This is a genomic window from Micromonospora sp. C81 (assembly GCF_018070425.1).
In the GTDB taxonomy this organism is placed as follows: domain Bacteria; phylum Actinomycetota; class Actinomycetes; order Mycobacteriales; family Micromonosporaceae; genus Micromonospora; species Micromonospora zamorensis.
On the sequence record NZ_JAGPXS010000001.1, the window covers coordinates 188,347 to 205,588 of the forward strand.

Genomic DNA, 17,242 nt, shown 5'->3' on the forward strand with positions numbered 1-17,242 from the left:
CCATGGAGTTGACCGTCGAAGTCCAGGCTCCGGACAGCCCTGGCACACGACATGCCGCGGACAGTTCGCGGATAGCCGAACTCGCCGCCGCGATCGCCGCTGTCAGCCGAGAGCTGCCCGCGCAGCTCGATCAGGAGACGGACCCTCCGCAGTGTTGGGACCTGGACGGCCTAGAGGTGACGTTCTGCCTAGATCTGCAAGCCGGGTCCGGGGTCGTGCTGGTCCGCGACGACGACCGCCATGCCGTGGCGGTGAAATGCACATACAAACGTGCGTCCAGATCCTCCTAGGAATCAGTCGAGCATCGTGAAACGGACGCGGCTCTGGGTGGGGATCCTCGGTCTCGTCGCCACCAGCTATCTGATCTTCGATCCGGTGCAGCGGATCGAGCTGGCCTGGGGCAAGCTGACGGAGTTCGGGCCGTACGCCCTCATCGCTCTCGCCGTGGTCAACCTGGGACGGGCGGCCACGCGTTCCGCCTTGGTCTTCATCGGTCCCTTGACCCTGGCCGCGATCGCGGCAGCGCTGGTTCTGCGGCCCGGCATCCGCCTGTCGCATCTGACGAACCTCAGCATCGCGGTTGCGTTCCTCGGCGCGGCCGCCCTGGTGGTGTCCGCGTCCGCCGAGGAGCGGTCCTGGGCCCGCGTGATGTGGACCGGGCGGGTGGCCGCGCCAGCGGCGCTACTCGGGGACCTGCGTGCGGTCGCGGTCCTCGGCGAGGTGCGACTCGACATGCTCGGCTCCGAGCCGGCCGGAAGGCCGGTCCTCACCGCAGTGACGCTCGGCGGTCGAGTGGTGGTCGACGTTCCCCGCGAATGGCGGATCCTCGCCAGGCCGCCAGCCCGTTCGCTGCTCATCGTGCGCGAGTCCGGCCGTCGAGCGGTCGCCGGCGGCGGCCCAGACTTGGAGGTACGGCTGCTCGGGTTGGGCGGTGCGCTCGAGCTCCGCCGCAGCTAGTCGCGCTGCGGGTGGACGTAGCTCAATCGCAACTGTTCCGCTGCCGGGGGCGGCTCCGGCAGCTCGTCGCTGACCTCGAGGAACAACGACAAGGCACGGTTCCGCTCGGCCTCGTGCTGCGGCGTCGCCGGAAGGTCGAGGTGAAGGCCCCGGACCATGTCGAAGCGGTGAAGGTCGTAGGCCACCGACATGGCCAGTCCCTGGCCGCGCGCGGCAGCGATCGCCGCCCGGTACGCGGCCACCGCCAGCAGTACGAGCACACCGGGCACCAGCAGCAGCCAGGTGTCGTTCGCGAACGCGACGAATCCCAAACCACTCATCACCAGGAAGGTGACCGCGAGGTTGGCCGACGCGTCCAGGCTGTCGGTATCAGAGTTGAACTCGTCGGCCACCTTCTGACTGAGGAACGGATAGAGCCTCGGCCACGACCTGAGCGTGTTGAGGGCATAGCGCTCACCCGCCACCCGTTCATTGCGCCGCAGAGCGTTGCCGAGCATCGTGGGGAGCACTGGCTCAGGTCCGGGCGGATACGACAGCAGCGCTGCCACGGCTCGCTCCGCCTGCAGATTGAGCTTTCGCGCCCGCCGTTGTTCACGGATCTGCTGCCTGATCGGCCGCTGGGCAAGATCGGCGTCACTGGGGTCCGGGATATCGGCGTTAGCGGCCCGGCGCAGCCGGTCCCGCCGCTTCGTATGCGCCGCGGTGGCCAGCCGGTAGGGCACGGCGCCCAGACGGCTGCGCCAGTAACCCTCGAGGATGCGAACCAGTCGGATCTGAAAGGGCTGGATCACGGTGGTGAGGGTGATGACCATGAGCGCGAAGACAAGCAGGCCACCCGCGTCGGTCCGGAAGCTAGCCTGCCCGAACGCTCGCAGCGTCAGCGGCGGCCCGGTGTTGGTGAATGCGCCAATCACGACGAGAACCCAGGTGTATGCCACGACGATCGCGTTCGGGAGCAGACCGACGATCAGCAGTCGGCCGAAATTCGCAGCGGTCGACGTGAACAGCGCGCCCAACCACACCGGACCTCACCTCACCCCTTCGCCGAAGGGAGCGGGATGATGCCGTCCATCATGAAGGTGGACGATCGACGCGGGATCGAGGTGCTGCGGATACACCAGCACCCGGTCGCACTCCCCACAGCCGAACGGAGCAACGAAAACCTGGTCCACGCCGGCCGACCGGTGCTGCGGGCAGCGAAGCCCGGAGTCGGCCCCGCTGATCGGGCGGCTTACCCACCGGCACCCTGCAGCCCGACACACATAAACGAACCGCTTGCGTGAGTTACCTTCGCCGCGAAGCTCCAGTCGATGCCCGAACCACGAGAGCAGCAGGCGGGAAATCACCAAGAACAGCGCTACCCATGATCTCACCTGGGTCCCTCCGGAGTGATCCGCTGATGACAGCGAGTGTGCCACCACCGCCTCGGCGGGGAAACGATCCGATCGGCTGACCGAACACCGGCGGACGTGGACATCGCCTGTCATCATCCCGACAGCCTGATTGCTGGCGACAGCAGCAGGCCGGTGCGCCTGCCCTGGGCTTACCCCCGTCAGGCGGTGATCGCACTACGGTGAGCGTTGACGACCCAAGCGTCCGGCAACGCGATCCACTTGTTGTCGCCCACCCGCACGACCGCACCGTCCAGCTTCGGCAGCAACGCTGGATCTTCCGTCGGGCAGAGCAGCCAGACACCCCCCGACACACCGCGCGCCGCGTCAGCCACCTCATGCAGCCGCTCCCATATCGGCTTCGGGCGGGCGTCGACTCGGGCGTGCAGGTGATCCACGAGTGTGCCGCAACGTTGACCGGTCGGGCGTCGAAGCGTCGGGCCAGCTCCTCCCGGGCCAGGTGATACCGGTTGAGGCGTACCGTCAGCGCCCGGAACCCACCCGCAGACCGCGCCCCGGCCAGGCGCTCCTCGGCGCGCATCGCGGCGGCCAGCTCCGGCGACTATGCAGTCCACCGGCTCGGCGTGGCCGTGACCGGCGGACGCCGCTGAATGATCGACACCGAGGACGAGGCCGCGCGGGGCGGCGGCGGAAGCAGGGTAGGGCCGCCTCTTGGCTGGAGAGCGCGGTGACACCCATCTGTCGGGATGCCGCCACATCGCAAGATGCAACGATCCCCCGAGCGAGCCGTTCGACCTGCCAGACCGCGTCCCGCCACACAGCGGCGGCTACGACCGTGGGCTCATCGCCGAGCAGCAGCAGGTTCTCCCAGACGATGGTGCGCCGCGCGTCGGACGTGGCCAGCCGGGCCAGTCCGTCCTCCCGGTCGATCGGGTGGCTGTGCGATCCGGGCCGCAGGTCGGCGGTCATCCGTAGCGCCACCGCGTGACTCTCCTTGAGGGCGTGCGCGTAGTCGACGTACGCGTCGAGCCGGCGCTCGTCCCAGCGGACGCTCTGGCTGCGCCGCCACCGGGCACGGTCGGCGAGCGAGGTGGCGAGGATCGTACCCAGTGTGCCGACCAGTACGCCGAGGAGCGCCGGAAGCTGCGTCAGAAGCGTGCTCACGCCGCCGAGGTTGCCAGCACCGAGCAACCCCGACCCCCCTACCCGACTTCCCCGAGAAAGTCCTCGCCTGGCCGGGCAAGTCAGCCCCAGAAAATGCCGGTTGGGTCGCGGCCTATCTCGTCGAGCAGGATGTTGACGGTGGCGGACTGCGGGGCAGCATCGTAGCGGTGGAAGCGGAGGTCACGGCCTGGATAACACAAGTCCCACGTGCCGGTCTTTTTCGTGTACCGGAGCCGTGCGATCGGCAGGCTCTTCCACTCCGGGCCGGCATTTGCCCCCCACGGCGGCCGTCGTTCGACGATCGTGAGGTGCCGGGCAGACTCCTCACACTCCACCCGCACCTGGTCTCGTACGCCCTTCGGCACCCGCTGATCGCACCACGCCCGCACCTGCGCCACGTCCTGCTCGGGAAGTCCACTCACTGAGCCAGCATCTCATCAGCTCGGAACGTCGCTCCTGCCCGACGGGTTGCCAGGATGTCCAGGGTTTCCTGGCGTACCTGATCGGCCTCGTGCACCAGCCGTCGGTGGGCGAAGCGGACCACCAGGATCCCGATGCTTGCCAACATTGCATCGCGGCGCAGGTCGATCTCACGCTGGCGTGGGTGGCCGTGGGTGGTGGCCCCGTCGAGTTCGATGTTGACCCGCTCCCGCTCGGCGAACATGTCGAGGTACACGGTGCGCCGCCCAAATCGGACCGGCATCTGTCGGCGGAACACCGGCATCCCCGGACCGGTGAACACGTGTTCGTGTCCCCAGATCTCCAGCGGGCTCCGGCAGCCGTCGGCGAGCCTCGTCAGGAGTGTCCGGAACGCCGCCCGGTCTGTCAGCCTCGGTGCGCTCCCCAGGGCCACTCGTAGCCGCTCGGGGGTCGTCAGCCATTCGTTGACCGCCCGGATCACGGGTGCCCGCCGCTCGGCGGGTGGCAATGCCGGCCACGAGTCGACGAGGGCCTGCTCCAGGCGGGTGACCGTCAGGCCCTGCCGCACCACCACGTGCGGCGGTGCGATGAGCAGGCCGCGTCGTCGATGCACGACCACCCCGGGCCGGGTGCGCAGATTGACGGACGTCGGTGTGCTCAGGTGTACGAGGTCGCCCACAGCCGGCGGACGCAGCCCCCATGCGCCGAGCGCGCTGACGTGACTGAGCGCGCCGCGGCCGCCCGCCCAGGCGAGGGCCGCGCGATGACCCAGAGCCGGGTCGAGCCGACTGAGGGCAGGGGCGCCGGGCCGGCCCCCGACGAGGTGTGCCGCCACGAACACCTCGGGCAGCACCCTCACCAACTCGCCGTTACGGCAAGCCGACTCCAACGTCCACGACGGCACCACCTGCCGGGCGGCTCCGAGCGTCACCAGCCCGCCGCCAAGCTCCATCAGATCCCGAAGCACCGAGTTCACACCACGGACCGTTCAGCCTCATCCCAACCCGAGGCAACCACGCCACCTACCCCTCTGTGGACAGCAGGCAACCTGTGGACGGCGACCGGACGCACCCGATCTGTGCTAGCCGAGATGATCGGTGGCAGTGGAGCAGTCCGATGCGCGGCGTGTCGAGCTGCTCAGCTGCCAACGATCAAGGCGAGCAGGCTCAGCTCGGCACGTCGCGGCGGCGGAAGCCGGCCACGCCGACGGCGAGCAGGGCCGCGGCCACCGCCGTCAGCACCACCAGCGGCAGCACCGCCGGGTCGACCGCGGGCACGGACGGCACATGGGTGTACGGCGAGACGTTGAGCGCGGCCTGGGGCAGCTCGAGCACCGCGCCGAGCTGCCCGAGGAGCAGGAAGATCAGCAGGGCTGTCCAGGAGAGCACCACGGACCAGCGGGGCAGCAGCCCGAACAGGGTGGTCACCACCCCGGCGACCACGAGCAGGGCGGGCAGTCGCAGCAGCGCGGCGCCGCCCAGCTCGACAGCCTTGCCGAGCGGGTCGTCGGTGACGAGGCCGTAGCCGAGGCCGGTGGTCACGCCGGCGAGCAGCAGCAACGCGACCGCGCCGAGCGCTGCGGCGAGGACCTGGGTGCCGAGCCAGCGGGTACGGCTGACCGCCGTGGCGAGGGCGGCTTCGAGGACGCCGTCGGTTTCGTCGCCGCGTACCCGGAGCAGGGCCTGCACCACGTACGCGCCGATGGTCAGCGCGAAGAGGCCGAGCATCGCGGCCAGGTACGCGTCGAGGAGGTTGGCTCCGCCGCCCATCGCGTTGATCGCCTCGGCGGCGGCCGGATTCTGGTCGATCATGGCGTTGAACTCGTCGCCGGCGATGCCCATGGAGAAGCCGAGTACGGCCACCCCGACCGCCCAGCCGAGGAGCGTGCCGCGTTGCATCCGCCAGGCCAGCCCGGCGGGGCTGAGCAGCCGTGGCGTGCCGCTCGCCGGTCCGCGTCGGGGCGTGATCAGCCCGGCGCCCAGGTCGCGGCGCTCCGCGAGGGCGTACGCGAGTGCCACACCGCCGAGCAGCAGCGCGACGGGTAGGGCGAGGACCCACCAGCGTTCGCCCTCGAAGGCCCGCACCTGGTTGCCCCAGCCGAGCGGGGAGATCCATGAGGGCCAGGCGCTCTGCACCCGGGTGCCGTCGGCGCTCTGCTCGCCGAGCACGTCGCCGGCGGCGCGCAGCACGAAGGAGAGCCCGACGGTGGCGGCGGCGAGCGCGTTGGCGCCCCGGGAGGTGACGGAGAGCTGGGCGGTGACGGCGGCGATCGCCGTGAAGGCGACCCCGACACCGCCGATCGCGGCGGCTGCGGCGAGGGAGCCGGCCAGCGGTAGGCCGGCGCCGATGAGGGCGAGCGCGAGCAGCCCGGCGGCCAGCACGTTGGCGGCGACGATGACGAGCAGTGCGGCGGTCAGCGGCGCGTACCGGCCGACCACGGAGGCGCCGAGCAGCTCCGCCCGGCCGGTCTCCTCGTTCTGGCGGGTGTGCCGGGTCACCGCGAAGGTGCTCAGCAGGGCGACGATCAGGGCCAGCGTCACGTAGGTTTCGGCGACCACCACCGCGCCGAGCTCGGTGCCGGCGATGGGGCCGTTGAAGGCGCGGGCGACCAGGCTGGACGCCGAGGTGGTGGCGTATCCCTGGCGGGCCGCCTGGTCCGGGTAGATGCCGGCGACGCTGGCCGCGAGGGCGTAGCCGAGCAGGGGTGTGCCGAGGACCCAGATCGCGAGGCGGATCCGGTCGCGGCGCAGCACGAGCCGAGCCAGCAGCGCGGTGTTGGTCAGCGCGCTCACCGGGCACCGGCCTGCGGGGCGCCGGCATCCGAGGCGGCACCGGCATCCGAAACGGCGGGAGCACCGGCGCCGGCGGCGGGGTTGTCGCCGTAGTGGCGCAGGAAGAGCTGCTCCAGGGTCGGTGGGGTGCTGGTGAGGGCGCGGACGCCGAAGCGGATGAGCTGGCCGAGCAGCGCGTCGAGGTGCGCGGGGTCGACCTCCAGGTGGGTACGCCCGTCGACCTCGTGCACGTCGTGCACGCCGGGCAGCGTGTCCAGGCCGGTGACCGGCCGGGCGGTCTCGACGGTCACTGCCGTGCGGGTGAGGTGGCGCAGCTCGGTGAGGGTGCCGGACTCGACGGTGCGGCCCTCGCGGATGATGCTGACCCGGTCGCAGAGGGCCTCGACCTCGGCGAGCACGTGGCTGGAGAGCAGCACTGTGGCGCCGGCCTGCTTGACCCGCCGGACCTCGTCCTGGAACACCGCCTCCATCAGCGGGTCGAGGCCGGAGGTCGGCTCGTCGAGCACGTACAGCTCCACGTTGGAGGCGAAGGCGGCGACGATGGCGACCTTCTGCCGGTTGCCCTTGGAGTACGTGCGGCAGCGGCGGGTCGGATCGAGGTCGAAGCGGTGGAGCAGCTCGTCGCGACGACGCCGGTCGAGGCCGCCGCGCAGCTTGCCGAGCAGGTCGATGGCCTCCCCGCCGGTGAGGTTGGGCCAGAGGTTGACGTCGCCGGGCACGTACGCCAGCCGGCGGTGCAGACGGACCGCGTCGCGCCACGGGTCGGCGCCGAGCACCTGGGCGTCGCCGGAGTCACTGTGGAGCAACCCGAGCAGGATCCGGATGGTAGTGGACTTGCCGGAGCCGTTGGGCCCGAGGAAGCCGTGCACCTCCCCCTGCTCGACCCGCAGATCCAGCCCGTCGAGTGCCCGGATCGCGCCGAACGTCTTGACCAGGTTGCCGATCGAGATGACGGGCATCGCCCCTCCTGCCGTTGGCTGCGTCGACCGACCTCACTGTACTGACCAACGGTCAGTAGAATCAACGGTGATCGTGCCCACCGGTCAGGACGTCGCTAGGCTGGCCGGCATGACCGCCGATCCCGCGGACGACACCCGCACCCGGATCCTGCGCGCCGCGCTCGACCTGTTCGCCGAGCACGGCTACCAACGCACCTCGCTGCGCCAGATCGGCGAGCGGCTGCGGCTGACCAAGACCGCGATCCTGTACCACTTCCCGGCCAAGGAGAACCTGCTCGCCGCCCTGGTCGAGCCGCTGGTGGCCGACCTGGAGGCGCTGCTCGACACGGCGCAGACGCAACCCACCGAGCGGGCCCGGTGGACGGTGCTGGAGGGGTGGGTCGACATCATGCTCGCCCATCGCCGACCGCTCGGCATGCTCTTCCACGACATCGCGCTGATCGGGCGGGGCGACACGTACCACCGGTTGATAGTGATCGCGATGCGGGCCAACGACCTCATCGCGGGACCGGACGCCGGGCGCCGGGAGCGGGTCCGGGCGGTGCAGGCGGTCGCGTCGTGCAGCGATCCGATCGTCTTCTTCACCGACGTGTCCGACGAGGTTCTGCGCGCCGACATGCTCGACGGCGTACGCCGACTGCTGACCGCACCGACCACGGACGCCGCAGGTCCGCCGGAAGCGGACCCGGCGGGCCCGGACGCGGGCCCCACGCACCCGCCGAGCCTGGCCCACGCGAGCCGGCCGGACGCGGCGCCGGGCGGCGGGGCGGCCGCCCGTCGGCGGCGGCCCGGTCGACCGCGGGCGCTGGGTCGGGAGCAGGTCGAGGCGGCCCGGCGGATGCACGCGGCGGGCACCCACTCGGTGGACGCCATCGCCGCCACGTTGGGTGTCTCCCGGGCCACCGTCTACCGCCATCTCGACGGGCAATAATGAGACAGTTTTAGCGACGGTTTCGAGACGGTTGTGAGCGGATGCTCAGGCCGCCAGGGTGGCGTAGCGGCCGTTGCGGTCCAGCAGACTGTCGTGGGTGCCGGCCTCGACGATCCGGCCGTGGTCGAGCACCGCGATCTGGTCGGCGTCGCGCACTGTGGAGAGCCGGTGCGCGATGGTGATGGTCGTCCGCCCCTCGGCCAGCACGTCGAACGCGCGTTGCACGGCACGCTCGGTCTCGGTGTCCAGCGCGCTGGTGGCCTCGTCGAGGACCAGGATGCGGGGGTCGCGTAGCAGCGTGCGGGCGATGGCGAGCCGCTGCTTCTCGCCGCCGGAGAAGCGGTGGCCGCGGGAGCCGACAGTGGTGTCGTACCCGTCGGGCAGCCCGGCGATCAGGTCGTGGATCTGGGCTGCGCGGGCGGCGTCCTCGATCTCGGCGTCGGTGGCGTCCGGTCGGGCGTAGCGCAGGTTCTCCCGGACGGTGGTGTGCAGCAGGTACGTCTCCTGGCTGACCACGCCGACGATCGCGGCCAGGTCGGCCAGTCGCAGGTCGCGCAGGTCGACGCCGTCGATGGTGACCCGGCCGCCGGTCGGGTCGTGCAGCCGGCTGACCAGTCCGGCGAGGGTGCTCTTGCCGGAGCCGGTCTCACCGACCAGGGCGAGGCTGGTGCCGGCGGGCACGTCCAGGGTGATCCCGGCGAGTGCCGCGGTGTCGCTGCCCGGGTAGCCGAAGGTGACGTCCTCCAGACGCAGGTGGCCGCGCACCCGGGCCGGGTCGAGGCGGACCGGCTCGGTGGGGTCGGCCACGTCGACGGGCAGGTCCAGGTATTCGAAGATCCGGGCGAACAGCGCCAGCGACGCGGTGAGCGAGACGCCAACGTTGAGCAGACCCATCAGCGGTCGGAACAGGCCGCCCTGCAGGGCGGTGAACGCCACCAGGGTGCCGATGCTCAGCGTGCCGGCGGTGCCGGGCAGGCCCGCGGCGAGGTAGATGACCGCCGGTACGGCGGCGAAGATGATGCTCATCGAGGCCATCCGCCAACGGCCGGCCAACTCGCTGCGCAGTTCCAGGTCGACCAGGCGGGCCGACGAGGCGGTGAACCGGTCGACCAGAGCGGGACCGGTGCCGAGGGTCTTGGCCAGTTGCACGCCGCTGATCGAGAGCCCCTCCTCGACGGTGACGTTGAGGTCGGCGAGTTCGCGTTGCCGTTCGGCGGTGATCTCGCGGCGCATCCGGGCGACACGGCGGGTCAGCCAGATGGCGGGCGGCAGCACCACGAGCGAGACGAGGGAGAGCTGCCAGGAGAGCGCGACCATGGCGACCGCTGTGGCGACCACAGTGGTGAGGTTGGACGCGACGGCGGTGGCGGTGGAGGTGACCACCGACTGCATGCCACCGATGTCGTTGGTGATCCGGGACTGCACCTCGCCCGTGCGGGTGCGGGTGAAGAAGCCGAGCGACTGGCGCTGGAGGTGACTGAAGACGTCGGTGCGCAGCCGGTGCATGACCTGCTGGCCGACCTGCGTGGAGATCCAGGTCTGTACGACGCCGAGGGCGGAGGTCACCGCGGCCACGGCGACCATGCCGACGACCAGCCAGACCAGCAGGGTCACGTCACCCTGGGGTAGGGCGCTGTCGATCACGGCGCGCAGCAGGAACGGGCTGGCCATCGCGATGATCGAGGAGAGCACGATGATCGCGGTGACGGCGGCGAGCGCGGGACGGTGGGGGGTGAACAGGCGGCCGATGCGACGCAGCGACACCTGGCGGGCCTGCGTCTTCTCTTCGGCGCTGACGGTGTGGTGGCCGCGGTCGCGGCCCATGGGGGTGCGTTCCAAGGGGCACTACCTTCCGGTCAGGGAAACATTACTGAGGTTACCTCAACATGAGGGAACAACCGCATCGGCTGCTACGGTATTCCGGTGATCGAGCACACGTCCGACGGCGCGGACGACGAGAGCCTGGCCGAGACGTTCTGGGCGGTGGCGTCCCGTCTGCGCCGGCAGACCCGGGAGTCGTTGGCGCCCTGGGACATCACCCCCAGCCAGTCCCGGGCGCTCGGTGTCCTGGGCCGGCACGGCGAGGTCCGCCCCGGCACGCTCGCCGAGCACCTGCACATCGCACCCCGCTCGGCGACCGAGGTCGTCGACGACCTCCAGACCCGTGGGCTCGTCGAGCGCCGGCCCGACCCGGCCGACCGACGGGCGACCCTGGTCGCGCTCACCGAGGAGGGCAACCGGGTCAGCGCCGCCATCCGGGCCGCCCGCCGGGCCGAGGCGGACCGCTTCTTCGGCCACCTGGACGACGCCGACCGAGCCGAACTGTCCCGCATCCTGCGCACCCTGCGCGCCTGACACCACGGGTTTACCCACACCGGGCGGGGGTAGCCAGCGGCCCCGTTCGGGGACGAGGTGACAGGAGGACGCTGTGTCGCTGGTGCCACACCTGATCCACCGCCCCGCCTGATGTGCGGGATCAGCGGGGAGGCCCGATTCGACGGTCGCTCCCCCGACGCGGCGGCGGTCACCCGGATGACCGAGGCGATGCGCTCGCGCGGCCCGGACGACGAGGGCCTGCTCACCGACGGCTGGGTGACCCTCGGGCACCGCCGGCTGACCATCATCGATCTGTCCGACGCGGGCGGGCAGCCGATGGTCCGCGACGACCTGGGCCTGGCGCTGGTCTTCAACGGCTGCATCTACAACTACCCCGAGCTGCGCGAGGAACTGCGGAACGCCGGCTACGCCTTCCACTCCACCAGCGACACCGAGGTCATCCTGGTCGCGTACGCGCACTGGGGTGAACGGTTCGTCGACCACCTGGTCGGCATGTTCGCGATCGGCCTGGTCGACCGGCCGCGGCGGCGGCTGATCCTGGCCCGCGACCGGCTCGGCATCAAACCGCTCTACCTGGCCGAGACACCTGGGCGGCTGCGGTTCGCCTCCACCCTGCCCGCGCTGCTGCGGGCCGGTGACGTCGACACCAGCATCGACCCGGTGGCGCTGCACCACTACCTGTCCTGGCACTCCATCGTGCCCGCGCCACGGACGGTGCTGCGCGGTGTGCGCAAGCTGCCGCCGGCCACCCTGCGGGTGATCGAGGCGGACGGGCGCAGCCGCGAGGAGGTGTACTGGCGACCCGACTACGTGCGGGAGCCCGCCGACGCGGGGATGGACGCCGCCGACTGGAAGGCCGCCATCGGAGACGCGCTGCGCGCGGCGGTACGCCGACGGCTGGTCGCCGACGTGCCGGTCGGCGTGCTGCTCTCCGGTGGACTGGACTCCAGCCTGATCGTGGCGCTGCTCGCCGAGGCCGGGCAGCAGCGCCTGCGGACGTTCAGCATCGGCTTCGACAGCCGCGACGGCGAGTCCGGCGACGAGTTCCACTACTCCGACCTGGTGGCCCGCGCGTACGACACCGACCACCAGCGGATCCGGCTGGCCGACGACGACCTGGTGCCCGCCGTACGGCGTGCCGTGCTGGCGATGACCGAGCCGATGGGCAGTCACGACGTGGTCGCCTTCCATCTGCTGTCCGAGCAGGTGGCGCAGCATGTGAAGGTGGCGCAGTCCGGGCAGGGCGCCGACGAGGTGTTCGCCGGCTACGGCTACCACCAGCCACTGGTCGAGGCGCCCCGGCACAGCGCCGCCGAAACGTTCGCCGCCGCGTTCTTCGACCGCGACCACGACGAGCTGCGGGGCATCGTCGGCCCGGCGTACGCGCTTGAGCACGACGCCAGCCGAGAGCTGCTCACCGAACACCTCGCCGCGCCCGGGGCACAGACCGCGCTGGACGCCGTGCTGCGCCTGGACACCCACCTGATGCTCCCCGACGACCCGGTCAAACGGGTGGACAGCATGAGCATGGCGTGGGGGTTGGAGGTGCGTACGCCCTTCCTCGACCAAGACCTGGTCACCCTGGCCGCGCACTGCCCGCCGGAACACAAGGTCGCCCAGAACGGCAAGGGCGTGCTCAAGGAGGTCGCCCGGGAGGTGCTGCCGGCCGAGGTGATCGACCGTCGCAAGGGCTACTTCCCGGTGCCGGCGCTGCGCAACGTGGACGGCCCGGTGCGGCACCTGGTCGCCGAGGCGTTGCAGGCGCCGGCCGCGCGCGAGCGAGGGCTGTTCCGCCCCGAGTACGTGGCACAGCTGCTCGCCGAACCGGACCGGGCCGAGGCGGCGGCCGGCAGCAACAAGCTGTGGCAGCTCGGCCTGCTGGAGCTGTGGCTACAGACCCACGACATCCACTGAACGCCGCCGATCAGCCGGCAGTCGTGCGGGCGGCCAGGTCGTCGACGACGGCGCGCAGGTCACCGGTGCGCTCCAACACCCGACGCTGACGGGTCGCGCCGGTGCCGTCGCGGCGCAGCCGGGCCAGTTGCGCCAACACGTACCCCAGGTCGCCGTGGCGCAGCAGGGCCGGGGCGATCACCGCCATCAACTCGTCGACGAGCGCCCAGGCGGGGCGGGTGCCGCCGGCGCGCAGGTCGATCAGTTCGCCGTCGAGGCCGTCGTGGGCGGCCCGCCAGTGGGCGGCGGCGACCAGACAGTCGCGCACGGGCGGCGCGGTCACCCCGGCGCGTACGTCGTCGGCGAGGGTGGCGACCAGTGACCGGACCAGCGCGGCGACCAGCACCGCGTCGTCCACGTCCGGGCAGACGTCGCCCACCCGGATCTCCACCGTCGGGTAGGCCGACGACGGGCGTGCGTACCAGTAGACCATCGCGGCGTCGAGCATGATGCCGGCGGCGATCAGCTCGTCGACGGTCCGGTCGTAGTCGGCGGCGGAGTCGAAGTACGGCGTCGGGCCGATGCTGGGCCACCGTTCCAGCTGCATGGACCGCCAGCTGGCGTGCCCGGTGTCGTACCCGTCGTGCAGCGGTGAGTTGGTGGTGATCGCCTGCACCACCGGCAGCCACGTCCGCAGGTGGTTGCAGACCTGCACGGCCAGTTCCCGGTCGGGCAGCCCGACGTGGACGTGACAGCCGCACACCGCCGGGTCGTGCGCCACCGGGCCGTACCGGCGCGACATCGCGTGGTAGCGCGGTTCGTCGGGGACCGTCCGGTGCGGCTCGGCCACCGGGGTGGCGCCGATCGCCACCAGCCGTGCCCCGGCTGCCGTGGCGGCCTCGGCGGCGGAGTGGCGCAGCGCCACCAGGTGCGCGCGCAGCTCGCTGAGGTCGGCACAGACCGGGGTGACCATCTCCACCATGCTGTGCCGGAACTCCTGGCGGCTCTGGTCCCGGGCGGAGCCGCGAAGCGCGGACAGCACCTGGTCGGCCACCGGCAGGTTGCGCCCGCTGTCCGGGTCGAGCAGCAGGAACTCCTCCTCGACGCCGAGCGTGAGGGTGGACAGGTCGGGCACGGTGCCGGCGGTCGCCGAACGGTACTTCATGGTTTCTCGCCCTCCACTGCTGCAGCCGGCGCCTCGGTTTCCCGGCCCGGCCCGACGGCAAACGCCGCTCAGGAGGTCGCCAGGGCCGCCGCGCGGGCGGTGAGGAAGGCCCGTTCGGCCGCGTTGTCCGTCAGGGCGACGGCTGTCCGGTACGCCTCGACGGCCTCCGCCTCCCGGCCGAGGCGGGCGAGCAGGTCGGCGCGGACCGCGTGGTGCACGTGGTAGCTGTCCAGGTCGAGCCGATCCACCTCGGCCAGCCCTGCGGCCGGCCCGGCCACCTCGGCGAGCGCGACGGCCCGGTTCAGCGCGACCACCGGGCTGGGGGCGACGACCGTCAGGTGGTCGTACAGCTGGAGGATCTGGCCCCAGTCGGTGTCGGCGCTTCGCGGCGCGGCGCTGTGCACGGCGGCGATCGCGGCCTGGATCTGGTACGGCCCGGGCCGGTCGCGGCGCAGGCAGCGGCGCACCAGCGCCTGCCCCTCGGTGATCAGCTCGGCGTCCCACCGGGCCCGGTCCTGGTTGGGCAGCGCCACCAGCTCACCTGCGGCGTTGGTCCGCGCGTTGCGGCGGGACTCGGTGAGCAGCATCAACGCGAGCAGACCGAGCGCCTCCGGCTCGTCCGGCATCAGCTCGACCAGCAGCCGGGTCAGCCGGATCGCCTCGACGCACAGCTCGGCGCGGACGAGCTGTCGCCCGGCGCTCGCCGTGTACCCCTCGTTGAAGATCAGGTAGAGCACCGCGAGCACCGCGTGCAGCCGGTCGGGCAGGTCGGCGTCGCGGGGCACGCGGTACGGGATCCGGGCGTTGCGGATCTTCGACTTGGCACGGACCAGCCGTTGCGCCATGGTCGCCTCGGGCACCAGGAAGGCCCGGGCGATCTCGGTGGTGCTCAGCCCACCGAGCAGGCGCAGGGTGAGCGCGACCCGGGCCGCCGGGGCGAGCGCCGGATGGCAACAGGTGAAGATCAGACGGAGTCGGTCGTCGCGCACGGGTCCCTCCTCGACGGGTCCGTCGGCGGCGAACAACAGGGCGGCCTGGGCGTGCCGGTCGACCCGGGACGCGTCGCGGCGAAGCCGGTCGATCGCCCGGTTCCGGGCCGTGGTGATGATCCAGCCGGCCGGACTGGGCGGCAGGCCGGTCGTCGGCCAGCGCGCCACCGCGACGACGAAAGCCTCCTGCACGGCCTCCTCGGCGAGGTCGATGTCGCCGAGGAGGCGAACCAGAACGGCGACCGCGCGCCCGTACTCCGCGCGGAACACCGCCTCCACATCCGGCACCGTCAGTCTCCGGCCCCCGCCTGGAAGGGGCGGACCTCGATCGGCAGCGTCGTGGCCAACGCATAGCGGCGGCCCACGTCCAGGGCGGCGTCCAGGTCGGCCACGTCGATGATCGTGATGCCGCCCAGGTACTCCTTGCCCTCGACGAACGGGCCGTCGGTGACCAGGACGTCGCCGTCGCGGGCGCGCAGCACAGTGGCGGTCTCCGGGCCGTGCAGTCCCTGGCCGAAGACCCACGAGCCGGTGGAGACCAACTCGGCGCGCAGCTCACCGAGCTGGCGCATCACCCCGGCCAGAAACTCCGGGTCCGGGGGCAGCTCACCCTGCGGCTGGTGAAGGCTGAGCAGGTACAGCGTCATCGTTCCTCCTCGCGGGGGGCCGGCCCGTCGCCGACCTCTCATCCTCCACACGATCGGCCGGGGCCCGGATCGACAGGCCGGCGGAAAGTTTCTCGGAGGCCGGCCCGGCCCCGGGGTCGGCGTGCCCTTTGCTCTGCACCCACGGATGCGACAGTCGGCGGCCCACCGAGGCGTCGCGTCGGTGGGTGCAGAGCAAAGGACGAAGGACAGGGGTACGGTCCGCCGCGGGCCGCGACCGGTGCCCGGTCGTCGCAACAGCCATGCCGGCGACGGTTGTGGGTAGACCCCGGTGTGGGCGACGGCATGCGGGTGGTCGTGGTCGGCGCCGGTTTCTCCGGTCTCGCGGCCGCGCTGGCGCTGACCCGTGCCGGTGCCCAGGTGCGGGTGTTGGAGGCCCGCGACCGGGTGGGAGGTCGGGTGTTGACCCGCTGGCTGCCCGAACTCACCCAGGTCGACCTGGGCGCGCAGTGGATCGGTCCGACGCAGGACCGGATGTACGCGCTGGTCGCCGAGCACGGGTTGGCCACCTTCGCGTCCGCGGCGGTCGGCGCGCCCACCCTGCTCTGGGCCGGCCAGCGCCGGGCCGAGCCGCCGGCAGACGTCGCCCGGGTGCTCAGCCTGCTCGACGAGTACGCCGCACGACTGGACCCGGCCGCGCCGTGGCGAGCGCCGGAGGCCGCGCAGTGGGACCGGACGATCCTCGGCGGCTGGCTGCGCTCCACGGCCGGTGACGGTGACACCGCCGACTACCTGGGGCGTCTGCTCGCCGGCGGGCTGCTGGCCAGCGGCGCGGACGAGCTGTCGCTGTTGCACCTGCTGTTCTACCTGCGCAGCGCCGGCGGGACCGCGCCCCTGCTGGGGATGGCGGGCGGCGCGCAGCAGGACCGGATCGTGGGCGGGCCGCCGGCGCTGGCCGAGCGGATGGCCGGTGCGCTGCCACCAGGGACGCTGATGTTGGCCGCACCGGTGCGGACCATCGAACAGAACGCTGACGGGGTGACGGCGTGGACCGACACCGGGCGCGTCGACGGCGACGCCCTGGTGGTCGCGCTGGCACCGGCACTGGCGGGCCGGATCCGGTACGCCCCACCGCTGCCCGCCCTCCGGGACGGCCTGACCCAGCGGATGCCGATGGGTTCGGCGCTGAAGGTGCACGCCGTCTACCCGGAACCGTTCTGGCGTGCCGACGGGCTGTCCGGGGTGTCCACCAGCTCCGCCGGTCCGCTCACCGAGACGGTCGACAACTCCACGCCGACCTCGCCGCTCGGGGTGCTCACCGGGTTCAGCTACGCCTCGGACGCCGCTGCGCTGCGCGGGATGTCCCCCGCACAGCGCCGGCGGTGCCTGCTGGACGCGTTCGCCGCCGTGGTCGGGCCACGGGCCGGTGACCCGATGGACCTCGTCGAGTACGACTGGTCGTCCGAAGAGTGGACGCGGGGCTGCTTCTCCGGTGCCCCCACCCCGGGGACCTGGATCGCGTACGGCCCGCATCTGCGGTCGCCGGTGGGGCGGGTGCACTGGGCGGGTACCGAGACGGCGACCCACTGGGCCGGCTATCTGGAGGGCGCGGTGCGGGCCGGTGAACGGGCCGCGGCCGAGGTGCTGGCCGATTGAGCGGCACGACCGAGCCGGCCCG

The 17,242-nt window shown here is 72.0% G+C and carries 17 protein-coding genes; 6 read left to right on the forward strand and 11 right to left on the reverse strand.

Translation table 11 applies throughout. The annotated features are described in order from the left end of the window. Nucleotides 1–2 precede the first annotated feature (2 nt). Both KBX46_RS00895 and KBX46_RS00900 read left to right on the forward strand, forming a co-directional pair. Nucleotides 3–290, forward strand: a complete 288-nt coding sequence (locus KBX46_RS00895) for a hypothetical protein (RefSeq protein ID WP_210789733.1) — start codon at nucleotides 3–5, stop codon at nucleotides 288–290. Nucleotides 291–306: 16 nt separating this feature from the next. Further along, the gene (locus KBX46_RS00900; RefSeq protein WP_210789736.1) at nucleotides 307–957 is read left to right on the forward strand and encodes a hypothetical protein; all 651 of its coding nucleotides are present in this window, start codon (nucleotides 307–309) and stop codon (nucleotides 955–957) included. Here KBX46_RS00900 and KBX46_RS00905 read toward each other — a convergent pair. The 7 genes from KBX46_RS00905 to KBX46_RS00935 form a co-directional block, all read right to left on the reverse strand. Continuing rightward, nucleotides 954–1,973 carry a hypothetical protein gene (locus KBX46_RS00905; RefSeq protein WP_210789739.1) on the reverse strand — a complete coding sequence of 340 codons (1,020 nt, stop codon included), beginning with the start codon at nucleotides 1,971–1,973 and terminating at the stop codon, nucleotides 954–956. The genes KBX46_RS00900 and KBX46_RS00905 overlap by 4 nt on opposite strands. Nucleotides 1,974–2,509: 536 nt before the next feature. Then, nucleotides 2,510–2,746: a hypothetical protein gene (locus KBX46_RS00910; RefSeq protein WP_210789741.1), complete on the reverse strand. Its 237-nt coding sequence runs from the start codon at nucleotides 2,744–2,746 to the stop codon at nucleotides 2,510–2,512. A gap of 85 nt (nucleotides 2,747–2,831) precedes the next feature. Beyond that, a complete protein-coding gene (locus KBX46_RS00915; RefSeq protein ID WP_210789745.1) occupies nucleotides 2,832–3,473 on the reverse strand; it encodes a hypothetical protein in 642 nt (213 codons plus the stop codon). An 80-nt stretch (nucleotides 3,474–3,553) separates the two neighbouring features. Further along, entirely contained in the window at nucleotides 3,554–3,895 is a 342-nt protein-coding gene (locus tag KBX46_RS33060; RefSeq protein WP_210789747.1) for a DUF3024 domain-containing protein, read from the reverse strand. Further along, nucleotides 3,892–4,869 (reverse strand): endonuclease domain-containing protein, encoded by a 978-nt coding sequence (locus KBX46_RS00925; RefSeq protein WP_210789750.1) that lies wholly within the window; start codon nucleotides 4,867–4,869, stop codon nucleotides 3,892–3,894. The genes KBX46_RS33060 and KBX46_RS00925 overlap by 4 nt, the downstream gene beginning before the upstream one ends. Before the next feature lie 190 nt (nucleotides 4,870–5,059). Then, nucleotides 5,060–6,685, reverse strand: coding sequence for an ABC transporter permease (locus KBX46_RS00930; RefSeq protein ID WP_210789752.1), 1,626 nt, complete (start codon nucleotides 6,683–6,685; stop codon nucleotides 5,060–5,062). Continuing rightward, entirely contained in the window at nucleotides 6,682–7,644 is a 963-nt protein-coding gene (locus KBX46_RS00935) for an ABC transporter ATP-binding protein (protein ID WP_210789755.1), read from the reverse strand. The genes KBX46_RS00930 and KBX46_RS00935 overlap by 4 nt, the downstream gene beginning before the upstream one ends. Nucleotides 7,645–7,753: 109 nt before the next feature. Here KBX46_RS00935 and KBX46_RS00940 point away from each other — a divergent pair, with 109 nt between their 5' ends. Then, the gene (locus tag KBX46_RS00940) at nucleotides 7,754–8,575 is read left to right on the forward strand and encodes a TetR family transcriptional regulator (RefSeq protein WP_210789757.1); all 822 of its coding nucleotides are present in this window, start codon (nucleotides 7,754–7,756) and stop codon (nucleotides 8,573–8,575) included. A gap of 45 nt (nucleotides 8,576–8,620) precedes the next feature. Here the strand turns inward: KBX46_RS00940 and KBX46_RS00945 are convergent, their stop codons facing one another. Then, the gene (locus KBX46_RS00945) at nucleotides 8,621–10,399 is read right to left on the reverse strand and encodes an ABC transporter ATP-binding protein (RefSeq protein ID WP_210790794.1); all 1,779 of its coding nucleotides are present in this window, start codon (nucleotides 10,397–10,399) and stop codon (nucleotides 8,621–8,623) included. Between the two features lie 99 nt (nucleotides 10,400–10,498). On the opposite strand from KBX46_RS00945, the gene KBX46_RS00950 reads away from it, so the two are divergent. Further along, nucleotides 10,499–10,930 carry a MarR family winged helix-turn-helix transcriptional regulator gene (locus KBX46_RS00950; protein ID WP_088948460.1) on the forward strand — a complete coding sequence of 144 codons (432 nt, stop codon included), beginning with the start codon at nucleotides 10,499–10,501 and terminating at the stop codon, nucleotides 10,928–10,930. 111 nt (nucleotides 10,931–11,041) lie between these two features. Next, nucleotides 11,042–12,826: an N-acetylglutaminylglutamine amidotransferase gene (locus tag KBX46_RS00955; protein WP_210789759.1), complete on the forward strand. Its 1,785-nt coding sequence runs from the start codon at nucleotides 11,042–11,044 to the stop codon at nucleotides 12,824–12,826. Nucleotides 12,827–12,836: 10 nt separating this feature from the next. Here the strand turns inward: KBX46_RS00955 and KBX46_RS00960 are convergent, their stop codons facing one another. The 3 genes from KBX46_RS00960 to KBX46_RS00970 all read right to left on the reverse strand — a co-directional run bounded on the left by KBX46_RS00960 (nucleotide 12,837) and on the right by KBX46_RS00970 (nucleotide 15,606). Beyond that, entirely contained in the window at nucleotides 12,837–13,970 is a 1,134-nt protein-coding gene (locus KBX46_RS00960; RefSeq protein WP_210789762.1) for a glutamate--cysteine ligase, read from the reverse strand. Between the two features lie 68 nt (nucleotides 13,971–14,038). Beyond that, complete coding sequence (locus KBX46_RS00965) at nucleotides 14,039–15,247, reverse strand: RNA polymerase sigma factor (protein WP_210789765.1); 1,209 nt, start codon at nucleotides 15,245–15,247, stop codon at nucleotides 14,039–14,041. Nucleotides 15,248–15,249: 2 nt separating this feature from the next. Next, nucleotides 15,250–15,606, reverse strand: coding sequence for a YciI family protein (locus tag KBX46_RS00970; RefSeq protein WP_210789769.1), 357 nt, complete (start codon nucleotides 15,604–15,606; stop codon nucleotides 15,250–15,252). A gap of 291 nt (nucleotides 15,607–15,897) precedes the next feature. Here KBX46_RS00970 and KBX46_RS00975 point away from each other — a divergent pair, with 291 nt between their 5' ends. After that, the gene (locus KBX46_RS00975) at nucleotides 15,898–17,220 is read left to right on the forward strand and encodes a flavin monoamine oxidase family protein (RefSeq protein WP_374224924.1); all 1,323 of its coding nucleotides are present in this window, start codon (nucleotides 15,898–15,900) and stop codon (nucleotides 17,218–17,220) included. The last annotated feature ends 22 nt before the right edge of the window (nucleotides 17,221–17,242 follow it).